Annotated in this window: 9 protein-coding genes; 5 read left to right on the top strand and 4 right to left on the bottom strand. The window is 74.3% G+C overall.

Going from position 1 to position 13,450, the window contains the following annotated elements:
- The first annotated feature begins 151 nt into the window (after nt 1–151).
- Both gatB and FHX32_RS25600 read left to right on the top strand, forming a co-directional pair.
- Nucleotides 152–1,651 (top strand): Asp-tRNA(Asn)/Glu-tRNA(Gln) amidotransferase subunit GatB, encoded by a 1,500-nt coding sequence (gene gatB / locus FHX32_RS25605; RefSeq protein WP_167188308.1) that lies wholly within the window; start codon nt 152–154, stop codon nt 1,649–1,651.
- Between the two features lie 73 nt (nt 1,652–1,724).
- On the top strand, nt 1,725–4,082 hold the full coding sequence (locus FHX32_RS25600; RefSeq protein WP_167188305.1) for a transketolase-like TK C-terminal-containing protein: 2,358 nt from the start codon (nt 1,725–1,727) through the stop codon (nt 4,080–4,082).
- A gap of 24 nt (nt 4,083–4,106) precedes the next feature.
- On the opposite strand, the gene FHX32_RS25595 is transcribed toward FHX32_RS25600, so the two are convergent.
- Together FHX32_RS25595 and FHX32_RS25590 are read right to left on the bottom strand one after the other, a co-directional pair.
- Nucleotides 4,107–5,684, bottom strand: a complete 1,578-nt coding sequence (locus tag FHX32_RS25595) for a metallophosphoesterase (RefSeq protein WP_167188302.1) — start codon at nt 5,682–5,684, stop codon at nt 4,107–4,109.
- A 49-nt stretch (nt 5,685–5,733) separates the two neighbouring features.
- A complete protein-coding gene (locus tag FHX32_RS25590; RefSeq protein WP_167188299.1) occupies nt 5,734–6,909 on the bottom strand; it encodes a PQQ-dependent sugar dehydrogenase in 1,176 nt (391 codons plus the stop codon).
- A 410-nt stretch (nt 6,910–7,319) separates the two neighbouring features.
- Here FHX32_RS25590 and FHX32_RS25585 point away from each other — a divergent pair, with 410 nt between their 5' ends.
- Nucleotides 7,320–8,246, top strand: a complete 927-nt coding sequence (locus tag FHX32_RS25585; protein WP_167188296.1) for a 2-hydroxyacid dehydrogenase — start codon at nt 7,320–7,322, stop codon at nt 8,244–8,246.
- Nucleotides 8,247–8,357: 111 nt separating this feature from the next.
- On the opposite strand, the gene FHX32_RS25580 is transcribed toward FHX32_RS25585, so the two are convergent.
- Complete coding sequence (locus FHX32_RS25580) at nt 8,358–8,735, bottom strand: PH domain-containing protein (RefSeq protein WP_167188294.1); 378 nt, start codon at nt 8,733–8,735, stop codon at nt 8,358–8,360.
- A 205-nt stretch (nt 8,736–8,940) separates the two neighbouring features.
- Between FHX32_RS25580 and FHX32_RS25575 the strand changes: the two genes are divergently transcribed.
- Entirely contained in the window at nt 8,941–10,593 is a 1,653-nt protein-coding gene (locus FHX32_RS25575; protein WP_486481315.1) for a putative bifunctional diguanylate cyclase/phosphodiesterase, read from the top strand.
- 18 nt (nt 10,594–10,611) lie between these two features.
- On the opposite strand, the gene FHX32_RS25570 is transcribed toward FHX32_RS25575, so the two are convergent.
- A complete protein-coding gene (locus FHX32_RS25570; RefSeq protein WP_167188287.1) occupies nt 10,612–11,631 on the bottom strand; it encodes a LacI family DNA-binding transcriptional regulator in 1,020 nt (339 codons plus the stop codon).
- Nucleotides 11,632–12,054: 423 nt separating this feature from the next.
- Here FHX32_RS25570 and FHX32_RS25565 point away from each other — a divergent pair, with 423 nt between their 5' ends.
- On the top strand, nt 12,055–13,332 hold the full coding sequence (locus FHX32_RS25565) for an ABC transporter substrate-binding protein (RefSeq protein WP_167188284.1): 1,278 nt from the start codon (nt 12,055–12,057) through the stop codon (nt 13,330–13,332).
- Nucleotides 13,333–13,450 lie beyond the last annotated feature (118 nt).

Genomic DNA, 13,450 nt, shown 5'->3' with positions numbered 1-13,450 from the left:
CCCGAGCGATCGTCGCCGCACCGCCGGCGCACTTCGGGCCCGAGCTGGTGATACGCGACATTCCGGGCGTCGAACAATCCCGGGCGAGGTCGGGCCGGACCAGCCACTAGGCTTGGTCGGGTCTGTCCGGGTGTCGAGAGCTGGAGTGCCGATGAGCACGATCGTCCTGCCGTCGTACGACGAGGTTGTCGAGCGTTATGAGCCGGTGATCGGCCTGGAGACCCACGTCGAGCTGGGCACGAACACGAAGATGTTCTGCGGCTGCCCGACCGACTTCGGCGGTGCGCCGAACACCCGGGTCTGCCCGGTCTGCCTGGGCCTGCCCGGCTCGCTGCCGGTGGCCAACAAGGCGGCCATCGAGGCGACCATCCGGATCGGCCTGGCGCTGAACTGCTCGATCGCGCAGTGGTGCCGGTTCGCCCGGAAGAACTACTTCTACCCGGACATGCCGAAGAACTTTCAGATCAGCCAGTACGACGAGCCGCTCTGCGTCGACGGCTACCTGGACGTCGAGGTGAACGGCGAGCTGGTCCGGATCGGCATCGAGCGGGTGCACCTGGAGGAGGACACCGGCAAGACGCTGCACGTCGGCGGTGCCACCGGCCGGATTCACGGCGCGACCGAGTCGCTGGTCGACTACAACCGGGCCGGCATCCCGCTGGTCGAGATCGTCACCAAGCCGGTGGCCGGCACCGGCGCGCTCGCCCCCGAGGTGGCCCGGGCGTACGTCACCGAGCTGCGCGACGTGATCCGCTCGCTGGGCGTCTCCGACGTGCGGATGGAGGAGGGTTCGCTGCGCTGCGACGTCAACACGTCGCTGAACCTGCCCGGCCAGGAGTGGGGCACCCGCACCGAGACCAAGAACGTCAACTCATTGCGCTCGGTCGAGCGGGCGGTCCGCTCGGAGATGCTGCGCCAGGCCGCCGTGCTGGACGCGGGCGGTCGGATCACCCAGGAGACCCGGCACTTCCACGAGGACACCGGCGACACCACGCCGGGCCGGTCCAAGGAGACCGCTACCGACTACCGGTACTTCCCGGAGCCGGACCTGGTGCCGCTCGCGCCGGATCCGGCCTGGGTCGCCGAGCTGAAGGCCGCCCTGCCGGAGCTTCCCCGGCTGCACCGGCGCCGGCTCCAGGAGCAGTGGGGCCTGTCCGAGGCGGACATGCAGTCCGTGCTCAACGCCGGCGCGGTCGAGCTGATCGAGCAGACCGTGGCCGCCGGCGCCAGCCCGGCCGCCGCCCGCAAGTGGTGGCTGGGCGAGCTGTCCCGGCGGGCCAACGAGACCGGCGTGGAGCTGGCCGACGTCGGGGCCACCCCGGCGCAGGTCGCCGAGCTGCAGGGCCTGGTCGACGCCGGCAAGCTCAACGACAAGCTGGCCCGTACGGTGCTGGAGGGCGTGGTCGCGGGCGAGGGCAGCCCGACCGAGATCATGACCAACCGGGGCCTGGAGGTGGTCTCCGACACCGGCGCGCTCACCGCCGCCGTGGACGAGGCGATCGCCGCCAACCCGGACATCGCCGAGAAGGTCCGCAGCGGCAAGGTCGCGGCGGCCGGTGCCCTGGTCGGCGCGGTCATGAAGACCACCCGGGGCCAGGCCGACGCCAAGACCGTCCGCGAGCTGATCCTGGCCCGCCTCGGCCAGTCCTGACCCCACCCCGGCCCGGTCCCGGGCAGCACACCCCTCGGCAGGGCGTCAACGGCGACGCCCGGATGGAGCCATCGTGAACCAGCACGACCTCGACGTCCTCGACGAGATCCAGCGGCGGGTGCTCTGGCTCGCCACCCGGATCGTCGACGCGGCCAACCACGACCGCGACACCGGCGACGGCGTGAAGGTGGGCGGGCACCAGGCATCCAGCGCGTCGCTGGTGACGGCGATGACCGCGCTGTGGTTCGCGCACCTGGACGCCGCGGACCGGGTGGCGGTCAAGCCGCACGCGTCGCCGGTGTTCCACGCCATCCAGTACCTGCTCGGCAACCTGGACCGGTCGTACCTGACGAAGCTGCGGACCCGGGGCGGCCTGCAGTCGTACCCGTCGCGCACCAAGGACCCGGACGGGGTGGACTTCTCCACCGGCTCGGTCGGGCTCGGCGCGGCGGCCCCGCTGTTCGCCGCCGCCACCCGGCGCTACGTGGACGCGCACTTCGGGCCGCGCCCGCGGTCCCGGTTCATCGCGCTGATCGGCGACGCCGAACTGGACGAGGGGAACATCTGGGAGGCGGTCGCCGACCCGGCCACCACCGGGCTCGGCAACGTCATGTGGCTGGTCGACTTCAACCGCCAGTCGCTGGACCGGGTCGTTCCCGGGGTGCGGATCAACCAGTGGCGCGGGCAGTTCGAGGCGGCCGGCTGGCACGTGGTCGAGGTCAAGTACGGCCGCAAGCTCGCCGAGGCGTACGCCCGCCCGGGTGGCGCGGCGCTGCGGTCGTGGATCGACGCGATGCCCAACGAGCAGTACCAGTCACTGTTCGGGCTGGCCGGCCCGGCGTTGCGCAAGCAGTTCCTCGACGGCGCGCCGGCCGGCATCGCGGAGTTCATCGCCGACATCCCCGACGAGGAGCTGGGACCGCTGGTCACCGACCTCGGCGGGCACGACATGGCGGCGCTGCTCGACGCGTACGCCCAGTGCGACGCGGTCACCGACCGGCCCAGCGTGGTCTTCGCGTACACGGTGAAGGGCTGGGGGCTGCCGATCGCCGGCAACCCGCGCAACCACTCCGCGCTGCTCACCACCGAGCAGGTCGGCACGCTGCGCGCCGCGCACGGGCTGACGCCGGCGACCGAGTGGGACCGCCTCGACCCGGCGTCCCCGGCCGGCATCCGGGCCGGCGAGCGCCGGGAGGCGCTGTCCCGCCCGCCGCGGCAGCGGGCGCTGGGCGTCACCGTCCCGGAGACCACCCGGGTACGCGCCACCAAGCCGATCTCCACCCAGGAGGTCTTCGGCCGGGTGCTGGTGGACCTGGCCCGCGACCCGGAGGTCGGGAAGTACCTGGTGACCACCGCCCCGGACGTGGCCACCTCGACCAACCTCGCCGGGTTCATCAACAAGACCGGGGTGTTCGCCCCGACCGAGCAGCGCTCCTGGACCGAGGACCGGATGCTGCGCTGGACCGAGAGCCCCGCGGGCCAGCACATCGAGCTGGGCATCTCGGAGATGAACCTGTTCCTGCTGCTCGGCCAGCTCGGCCTGTCCTGGGACCTGTCCGGCCAGCCGCTGCTGCCGGTCGGCACGGTCTACGACCCGTTCGTGCTGCGCGGCCTGGACGCCTTCCTGTACGGCACGTACTCCGGCTCCCGGTTCGTGGTCGCCGGCACCCCGTCCGGGATCACCCTCGCCCCGGAGGGCGGCGCCCACCAGTCCACCATCACCGCCTCGGTGGGGCTGGAGCTGCCCGGTGTGACCTTCGTCGAGCCCGCGTACGCGGCCACCCTGGACTGGCTGCTCTGCGACGCGCTGGGCCAGATCGCCGGCGGGGCGAGCCCGTCGGCCACCGCCGCCCCGGCCGAGGACGGGGCGTACTACTTCCGGCTCAGCACCCGCCCGATCGACCAGGCCCCCTTCGAGGCGGCCCGGGCCCGGCTGGGTGACGCGGTGTTGCGCCGGCAGGCGGTCGCCGGGGCGTACCGGCTGGTCGACGCGCACCAGGCGTACCCGCACCTGGCGGACGCGCCGGTGGTGCAGCTGGCCGCCTCCGGCGCGGTGCTGCCCGAGGTGCTGGCGGCGGCGGCGGAGCTGGCCGAGGAGGGCATCGCCGCCCACGTGGTCGACGTGACCAGCCTGGACCGGCTCTACCGGGCCTGGCAGCGCACCCTGCGCCAGGGCGTCCGCACCGCGACCGTGCCGAGCGTGCCCGGCGCGCTGCGCACCGCCTTTGCCGACCGGGTGCCGGTGGTGACCGTGCACGACGCCGCGTCGCACGCAATGGCCTGGCTCGGCTCGGCGCTCGGCGCCCCGGCGGTGCCGCTCGGGGTGGACGAGTTCGGCCAGTCCGGCAGCGTCCACGAGCTGTACGAGCTGCACGACCTGCTGCCCGGCAGCATCGTCAACGCCGCCCTGGCCGCCCTCGCCCTGCGCTGACCGCTGACCCGCCCGTCGGCGCGGTCAGCGGGTCGGGGTGGGGGTTACCGGGACCGGGGCGCCGGCCTTCGGGTCCTCCACGATGTGCCGCTCCAGGTTCACCTGGGCCTGGCCGGTGCCGCCCACGGTGATGTCGTCGTACGCCTGGAGCAGCTTGTCCTTGTCGAAGTAGAGCACGCTCATGGTGAGCGGGGTCGGCTTCTCGCCCTCCAGACCGCGCAGCCCGGCGCCACCGGTCGAGCCCTGCACCATCAACTGGGTCGGCATCTGCCCGGCCAGCTCCGGCAGCTTCGACACCCGCCGGTCGTGGGTGTGCCCGGCGAGCACCAGCGGGCAGGTGCCGGAGAGCGGGCCTGCCGAGGCCGGGTCGTGCACCAGCGCGATGTTCACCGGCCGGGGCGAGCTGCGGACCGTCGCCGCCAGCTGCTCGCCGGCGCCGATCACCTGCTCGGCGACCTGCTTGGTGAGGCCGCTGCCGGCCGGCGAGGTGTTCTTGTCCGGCGTGAAACGCGGGTCGCCGATGCCGGCGATGGTGAGCCCGGCGACCGTCGTGGTGCTGTTGTTCAGCACGATCGCGTTCGGCTGGCGGGCCACCGCGGCGGCCGTCCGGCCCGAGTCGTGGTTGCCCCGGATGAAGACGTACGGCTTCTTGAGCAGCCCGATCGAGCCGACGTAGTTGGCCTCCGGCTCGCTGCCCCAGTCGGTGATGTCGCCCGTGTCGATCACCACGTCGATGCCGAACTGCTCCACCACGGTGCGGATCAGCTGCCAGCCGGTCGGGTTGAGGTGCATGTCGGAGACGTGCAGCACCCGGGTGGTGTCCGGCTCGGGTTCGTAGACCGGCAGCGCCGACACCGTGGTGTAGAGCTGGCTGACGTTGCCGACGAGCCGCTGGAGCTGTTCGGCGTAGCGGGTGTAGTCGTTGGCGATCCGGCGCGCGTCGCCGACGATCGCCGGGGCGTTCACCAGCAGCCCCTCGTAACGGGGCTCCTCGATCGACTGCGGGCGCAGGGTGGCCGCGGCGGTGCCGAGGCTGCCGGCGGTGACCAGCAGCGCGAGCGTGCCGGCCCAGGCCGCCCGCCGGGTGTTCCGGAACACCAGCAGCGCCAGCGCCAGGGTGACCAGCACGGCCGAGGCGACGGTACGCAGGCCGAGCCGCATCACGCCCTCGCGGACGTCGTCGACCGCGGACTGGCTCGCCCGGTTGATGCTCGCCGGATCGTCGAGCAGCGCCTCGGTACGCCCCTGGTCGAGTGCGCCCAGCTCCACGGTCAGGTGGGTCGGCCCGTCGTGGCTGTCCAGCAGCAGCGCGCCCAGCGGCGGGATGTCGACGGTGGTGCCGCCGCTGACCGCCGGCGCGACCCGCAGGTCGGCGTGGAACGGCCCGATGTCGGTGCTCACCTGCCCGCCGGCCAGCACCCCGAGCACCACTCCGATCAGGGTGACGGCCAGCACGGCCAGGGTCATCCCCAGCCGGCGCAGCGGCCCGCGCCAGTCGGGCCGGGAGCGCGGGCGCGCTCCGAACGGCACGTCGGGGGCGCGGCCCGTCACCGGAGTCTCCTCGCCGCCGTCGCCGTGCCGCTCGTTCTGCTCTCCACCCATGTGTTCCAGACCTGCCCAATGAAGGATCTTGACAAACCCGCGGGTGCCGTCAGCTCCGGCCGGCCCCGCCGTCAGCGAAGACCAGCCGCAGCAGCCGGTCGTCCTCGGGCGCGGGGTCGCCCCGCCCGTCGTGGTTGGACGTGCTCACCCAGAGCGAGCCGTCCGGAGCGGCGGCCACCGCCCGGAGCCGGCCGTACCGGTTGGTCAGCAACTCCCGCGGCTGGCCGAGGACGGTGCCGGTGTCGGTCAGCTCGACCAGCCAGAGCCGCTTGCCACGCAGGCACCCGGTGACCAACAACCGGTCCACCGCCGCCATTCCCGAGCAGGACGCGTCCGAGGTCGGCCACTGGACGACCGGGTTGACGAAGCGCTTGTCGTCCTCGCGCCCCTCGACCTGCGGCCACCCGTAGTTGCGTCCCTTGGTGATCTCGTTGATCTCGTCCCAGGTGTTCTGGCCGAACTCGACGGCGTACATCCGCTTGCCGGCGTCCCAGGCCAGGCCCTGCACGTTGCGGTGCCCGATCGACCAGACGGGGGAGTTGGGGTACGGGTTGCCGGGCGCCGGCTCGCCGTCGGCGGTGATCCGGAGGATCTTGCCGCCGAGCCGCTTCGGGTCCTGCGACTGCGGCCGGTCACCGGCGTCGCCGGTGCTGGCGTAGAGCCGGCCGTCCGGGCCGAAGGCGAGCCCGCCGCCGTTGTGGATGCCGGCCTTCGGGATGCCGGTCAGGATCGGGGTCGGTTCCTCGCCGAGCCGCAGCCGGGCGATCCGGTTGTCCCGCTCGGTGGTGTAGTAGACGAAGACCGACCGGTCCCGGGCGTAGTCGGGCGAGACGGCGATCCCCATCAGGCCGCCCTCGCCGGCGGCGGCCACGTCGGCGATGGTCTGTACCGCGGTGACCTTCAGCCCGTCCGGCCCCGACTCGGGGCCGACCTTGAGGATCCGGGCGGTGTCCCGCTCGGTGACGAGCGCGCCGCCGTCGGGCAGGAAGGCGATGCCCCAGGGCACCCGCAGCCCCTTGGCCAGCACGGTGGTGACCACCTGCTGGCCGGCCCCGCCCGGGCTGGCCGTCGCCGAGGGGGTCGGCAGGTTGGGTGGCTCGCCGGCCGGGTCGGGTTCCGGCTCGCCGAAGCTGCAGCCGGTCGCCGCCAGCAGCAGCGCCGCGCACGGCGCCGCGATGGCCGCCCGGAGGCGGCGGGTGCGGGGGTACGGGGGACGGGCGCTCACCGGCCCAAGGTTAGCCCGCTGGCGCCCGGAAACCGGCCCGACGGAGCCGACCGGCGGTGCGCGGTCGAGGTGGCCACCGCCGGAGTGACCCCGCGTGTCCGGTTCGGCCGGCCGACCAGGGTGAGCCGGTGGGCGTGCGCCGTTCACCGGGCGCGCGGTCAGCGGGCCCGGACGGCGAGCAGCGCGATGTCGTCCTCCCGCTGTTCACGAAGGCCGTCGGTCATCGTGCACCTGTCTGGCGGAGCGGGCGGACGGAGGCCGATTGGCGCTCCGGCCACCCCTTTACCCCGGCGAACCGCCGCCGACTCGCGCCGGATGGTCGCGTCGATCAACCGGCGGGGCACCCGACCGGGTGCCGGGACCCGCCCCGACCGCCCTGCCGCCGGCACCGGGGCCTAGTGTCGGCGGGCGTGAAGGTATGGATCCCGCACGAGGCCGGGCGGGCGCTGCTCGGCGAGCCGCCGCCGGGCGTCACGGTCGAGGTGGCCGAGGACCCGACCCGGCTCCCCTCGGAGGTGGCCGGCGTCCGGTTCTGGGTGCCGCCGTTCCTGGCCGGTCCGGCCGCCGCGGCCCTGGTGCGCGAGCTGCCGGACCTCGAGGTGGTGCAGCTGCTCTCCGCCGGGGCGGATGCCTGGGTCGGCCGGATCCCGGCCGGGGTGACGCTCTGCGACGCGCGTGGGGTGCACGACCCGTCCACCGCCGAGTGGGTGGTCGCCGCGATCCTGTCCCAGCTGCGCGCCTTCCCCGCCTTCGCCCGGGCGCAGGCCCGCCGGGAATGGGCGTACGACGCGGAGGCGCCGACCGACGAGCTGGCCGGCAAGCGGGTCCTGATCGTCGGAGCCGGCTCGATCGGCTCGGCGGTGCGGGCCCGGCTGGCCCCGTTCGAGGTCGACTTCACCCTGGTCGCCCGCACCGCCCGCCCGGAACAGGGGGTGTACGGCGTCGACGAGCTGCCGCGGCTGCTGCCGGAGGCGGACGTGGTGGTGCTGCTGGTGCCGCTGACCGAGCAGACCCGGGGGCTGGTCGACGAGAAGTTCCTCGCCGCGATGCGGGACGGCGCGCTGCTGGTCAACGCCGCCCGTGGGCCGGTCGCCCGGACCGACGCGCTGGTCGCCGAGCTGTCCACCGGCCGGATCTCCGCCGCGCTGGACGTCACCGATCCGGAGCCGCTGCCCGCCGACCACCCGCTCTGGGCGATGCCGAACGTGCTGCTCACCCCGCACGTGGCCGGCTCGGTTCGGGGGCTGTTGCCGCGCGCGTACCGGCTGGTCGGCGATCAGGTGCGGCGGTTCGCGGCCGGGGAGCCGCTGATCAACGCCGTGGTCGACGGGTACTGATCCACCGGCCGGCGGGGCACCGGCCGCCGTGGCGGGCCGGCCCGCCACCGTCGCGGACCCGGTCGGGCGGCCGCCGGGTGCTCGTCGAGCGCGGCGGGAGGTTGCTCCTGCTCAGCCGGCCGAGCCCGGGAGGGCCTGCCCGGTGGCCGAGACGAGCCGGGGCAGGTCGGCGCCGCGTACCGCCGGCAGCACCACCTGCTGCCCGTCGTCGAGCCGGGCGACCGCCCGCCCGCGCGGGTCGGTGGCCAGTTCCACGACGTGCTCCCAGCCGATCCGGCGCTGCCCGGCGAGCGCCCGCAGGCGCAGCTCCCGGGTGTCGGCGTCGGTGCCGGCCCGCCACGCCCACAGCGCCACCGCCAGCGGCACGAGCAGCACCGGCAGCAGGTACCAGCGGGCGCTGGCCAGCGGCAGGGCGCCGATGGCCGCGATGACCGCGGCGACCAGGATCGCCTGGTTGTAGCGGAAGCGGACGGTGTCGGAGCGGCTCACCCCCCGATGATCCCACCCCGACCCGGTGCCGTTCCCGTCGGGCGGGAACCCGGCCCGCTATTGCCCCGATAGTGAGGTGGGTCACTGTCCGGAGCCCGTCACCCGACCGGTCGTCCGTCGTTCGTCCCTGGTGGACGGTGGACTCGGCTCCGCGCCGCCGTCAGTGCCCCGCACCGCCCCGTGCCCCCTCACGAAGGCGATCGCCGTGCCTTTTCCGTACCCCTCCCACGTCCTCCATCCGGCGGCGTCCGGTCGCCTCCGGCGCCACGCCACGGAGGCGGCCGGCCCGGCGGTGGCGCTGGTTCTCGCCGCCTGGCTGCTGCTGCCCGACCCGCTCACCGGCCCGGCCCGACTGGCCGTGGCGGCGGCCCTCGGCGCGCCGACCGCCTGGGCGCTCGTCACGCTGACCGAGGCCCACCGGTACGGCGGGGTGGGGCGCTGCCAACTGGTCGGGGCGTCCAGCGTGCTCGGGCTGGCCCTGCTGGGCGCCGGGCACCAGCTCCGCGTCGGCGCGGCGGACCCGACGGCCGTGCTGCTCGCGTTCGCGCTGGTGCCGCCGCTGCTGCTCCCCGGGCTGCTCGGTGCGCGGCGGGTCCCGGCCGACCCGCCCGCGGCCCGCCCGTCGCTGCCCGCCGAAAGGGCGGACCTGGTGCGTGCCCTCGACGCGCTGCGGGACGCGCCCGTACCCGCCGGCGCGCTGCTGGTCGTCGAGCTGACCGGTGCCGCCGAGGGGTCGGGGTTCGCGGTCCGCGCCGACGTGCTGACCGAGGCGGTCCGCCGGGCCCGCGCGGTGCTCGGCCCCCGGGACCTGCTCGCCGAGCCGAGCGGTGCCGGCTTCGCCGTGCTCACCCCCGCGGGACCGGTCCTGGCGTACGCGCTGGGCAGCCGGCTGCTGGCCGCGCTCACCGAGCCCTACCGGGTGCCCGGGGCGGTGCTGCGGCTGCGGGCGAGCATCGGGCTGGCCGAGGTCGCCGGATCCGGGCCGGAGGACGTGCTGCGCCAGGCCGACCTCGCCCGGCGGCGGGCCGTCCAGCTCGGCCGGGACCGGGTCGAGTGGTACGACGCCTACCTGGAGGAGCAGCTGGTCCGCCGGCTGGACCTGGAGCGGGAGCTGCCGGGGGCGCTCGCCCGGGGCGAGCTGGACCTGGTCTACCAGCCGGTGGTCGGGCTGGCCGACCGGCTGCCGGTGGGCGCGGAGGCGCTGCTGCGCTGGCGCAGCCCGGTCTTCGGCACGGTGCTGCCGGCCGAGCTGCTGCCGGTGGCCGAGGACCTGGGCCTCGTCGGCGAGGTGGGCTGCTGGGTGCTGGAGCGCGCCTGCCGCCAGCTCGCCGCCTGGTCCACCGGCGGCCGGGACCTCTGGATGGCGATCAACGTCAGCGTTCCCGAACTGGTCTCGCCGGACTTCGTGCCGCGCACCGCGGCGGTGCTCGACGCGTACGGGGTGCCGCCGGACCGGCTGGTGGTCGAGGTGGCCGAGCCGCGGGTGGGCACCGAGCTGCCGACCGTGGTGGCCCGGCTGGCCGGGTTGCGGTCGCTCGGCATCCGGACCGCCCTGGACGACTTCCGGGCCGAGCACGCCTCGCTCGCCCAGCTGCGCCGGCTGCCGATCGACCTGCTCAAGGTCGGCCCGGAGCTGGTCGACCCGGCGGACCCGGAGCGCCCCCTGATCGACGTGGTGGTGAACGTCGGTGACCGGCTGGGGCTGGAGATCGTCGCCGAGGAGCTGGAGTCGGCCGCCCACGTCGACAGGGCGGGCCGGGCCGGCTGCCGGTACGGCCAGGGATTCGCGCTGGCCCGGCCGGCCACCGCGGAGCGGGTCGAGGCGTACTTCGAGGAGTTCCCGTCCGCGTTTCGCTGAGGCGCGACCGGTGCCGGTTCAGCCGCTCCGCGGCGGTGCGGTGCTGCCGCGCGGGGTGAGGTGTGCCGTCTCGTCCTGCAGCCCGGCCGGGTCGGCGCCGCCGATCACCGCCAGCAGCTGCCGGGCGGCGTGCGCGCCGTAGGCCGGGATGTCCCGGCTGAGCGCGGTCAGCGGCGGGTGCACCAGCTGACAGAGAGGCGAGTCGTCCCAGGCCACGATGGACAGGTCGGCGGGGACCACGAGCCCCATCTCCTGGGCCACCGACAGGCCGGCGATCGCCATCACGTCGTTGTCGTAGATCACCGCGGTCGGCCGGGCGGCGGAGCTGAGCAGCCTGCGGGTGGCCCGCGCGCCCTCCTCGCCGGTGTAGTCCGACGGCACGGTGACCGCGTCGGCCAGCCCGAGCCGCCGGCACGCCCGGTCGAACGCCTCGGTGCGGATCTCGGTGTGCAGCAGGTCGGGCAGGCCGCCGACCCGGGCGATCCGCCGGTGCCCGAGCGCGACCAGGTATTCCACCGTCTCCACCAGCGCGGCCGCGTCGTCGGACCAGACGCTGGCCAGCCGGCCGGTGCCGCCCGGGCCGCCGATCACCACCGCCGGCAGGCCGAGCTCCTCCAGCACGGGCACCCGCCGGTCGTCGGCGCGCAGGTCGCAGACGAGCACGCCGTCGACCCGGCGCTCACCCCACCAGCGCCGGTAGACCGCGATCTCGGCCGCCGGGTCGGCCACCACCTGGAGGGTGAGGGCGTACGACCGGGCGGCGAGTTCCGCCTCGACGCCGCTGATCAGCTCCATGAAGAACGGCTCGATGCCCAGCGTCCGGGCCGGGCGGCACAGCGCCAGCCCGACCGCCTCGGCGCTGGCTCCGGAGAGTGCCCGGGCCGCGCTGCTCGGGCTGAAGCCCATCTCGGCGGCGATGGCGAGGATCCGCTGGCGGGTGGCCGCTGAGACGCCGGGCTGGCCGTTCAGCGCGTACGACACCGCGCCCTTGGAGACCCCGGCTCGTCGGGCGACGTCGGCGATGGTCGGCCGCTTCACCGGCGTGCTCCTCCTCCCTCCCGCCCCGCGGCGGGACGGCCCGCTCCCTGCCCGCCCGGTGGCGGGACCGGGCGTCCGTCCGCCACGGGAGGCACCCGCCGGGCGGCCGGCGGAGATCACGGTACTGCACCCGGCCGACGCTCGCTGCCACGCCGACCCGGCCGGTCCGGAGCAGTGCTGACTTTTACGGTTAAGTGAGTGCTGCCCGCAGCGGATAGGGGCGGCCGGCGGCAGCCGGCCTGGAGCGGCCGATCCCCGAGAGCACGGATGGTCGCGCTCCCAGGCCCTCGGCCGGGGCCGGATCAGCTTCCCTGTGATCGATCGTTGACACTGTCGCAACCTGATCGTACGGTGTCCTTCACTTATCCGGTTAAGTCAACGTCTCTCGATCTGCGGGAGCGTTTCCAGTTTGCGGAGGGTGAGATGAGACGGTCCTGGAACCGGTGTGCCCGCGCGCTCGCCGTGGGCACGGTCAGCCTGATCATGGTCGCGGCCTGTAGCGGGCGCGGCGGCAGTGACTCCGCCGACGGCGGCACGGTGACCCTGAAGATCAACTTCTGGGGCGACTTCGGGCTCCAGGACCTCAAGGCGAAGTACGAGGCGGCGAACCCGAACGTCAAGATTCAGCTCAACTCGGGCGAGTACAACGCCCAGCACGAGGACCTGCAGAAGAAGCTCGTCGCCGGGTCCGGCGCGGCGGACATCGCGGCGATCGACGAGGGCTTCATGGTCCAGTTCCGCAGCCAGGCCGACAAGTTCGTCAACCTCCTCGACAAGGGCGCCGGCCAGTACGAGAGCCGCTACCTGCCGTGGAAGTGGAAGCAGTCGCTCTCCGCGGACGGCGGCACCCAGATCGGCCTCGGCACCGACGTCGGCGGGCTGGCGATGTGCTACCGCACCGACCTGTTCGCCGCCGCCGGGCTGCCCACCGAGCGCGACCGGGTCTCCGCCCTCTGGCCCACCTGGGACCGGTTCATCGAGGTCGGGCAGGAGTACACGGCCAAGACCAACAAGAAGTTCATCGACGCGGGCAGCAACCTGTTCAACCCGATCCTCGGCCAGCAACCGGTCGGCTTCTACGACACCAGCGACCAGCTCCGGATGGACGGTGGCCCGAAGGTCGCCTTCGACTACACGGTCCGGGCCATCCAGGCCGGCCTCTCGGCCAACCTGGCCAGCTTCCAGGCGGACTGGGACAAGGGCTTCACCAGCGGCGCCTTCGCGGTGCTCGCCTGCCCCGCCTGGATGCTCGGCCACATCAGGGACACCGCCCCCGGCACCGCGGGCAAGTGGGACATCGCCGCGGTCCCCGGCGGTGGTGGCAACTGGGGAGGCTCGTTCCTGACCATCCCCAAGCAGAGCAGGCACGTCGACGAGGCGTACCGGCTGCTGGAGTGGCTGATCCAGCCCGAGCAGCAGATCGAGGTCTTCAAGAAGGTCGGCAACCTGCCCTCGCAGCCGGCGCTCTACGCCGACCCGGCGATCGCCGACTTCACGAACCCGTTCTTCAACGACGCACCGGTCGGCCAGATCTTCCCGACGATGGCGCAGGGGCTCACCCCGCAGTACCTCGGCCGGAAGAACGGGCCTACCCGGGTGGCGGTGGAGAACGTCATCAACCGGGTGCAGAACCGGACGCTGGCCCCCGACGCCGCCTGGGCGGAGGCGGTCAAGGAGGCCGAGAAGGCCGCCAAGTCCTGACCGGCCGGGGCGGGTCGCCGTCGACCCGCCCCGCCGCCGGCGTCTCCCCACCCGGACCGGCGCCCCACCCCGCGGAGCCGTCCCGCCTCGGGCGTCCGTTCCGGGCAGCCGCCCGTAC

This window comes from Micromonospora sp. CNZ280 (assembly GCF_011759515.1).
The sequence above is the reverse complement of the archived record's forward strand: the minus strand, read 5'-3'. Positions and strand labels throughout refer to the sequence as shown.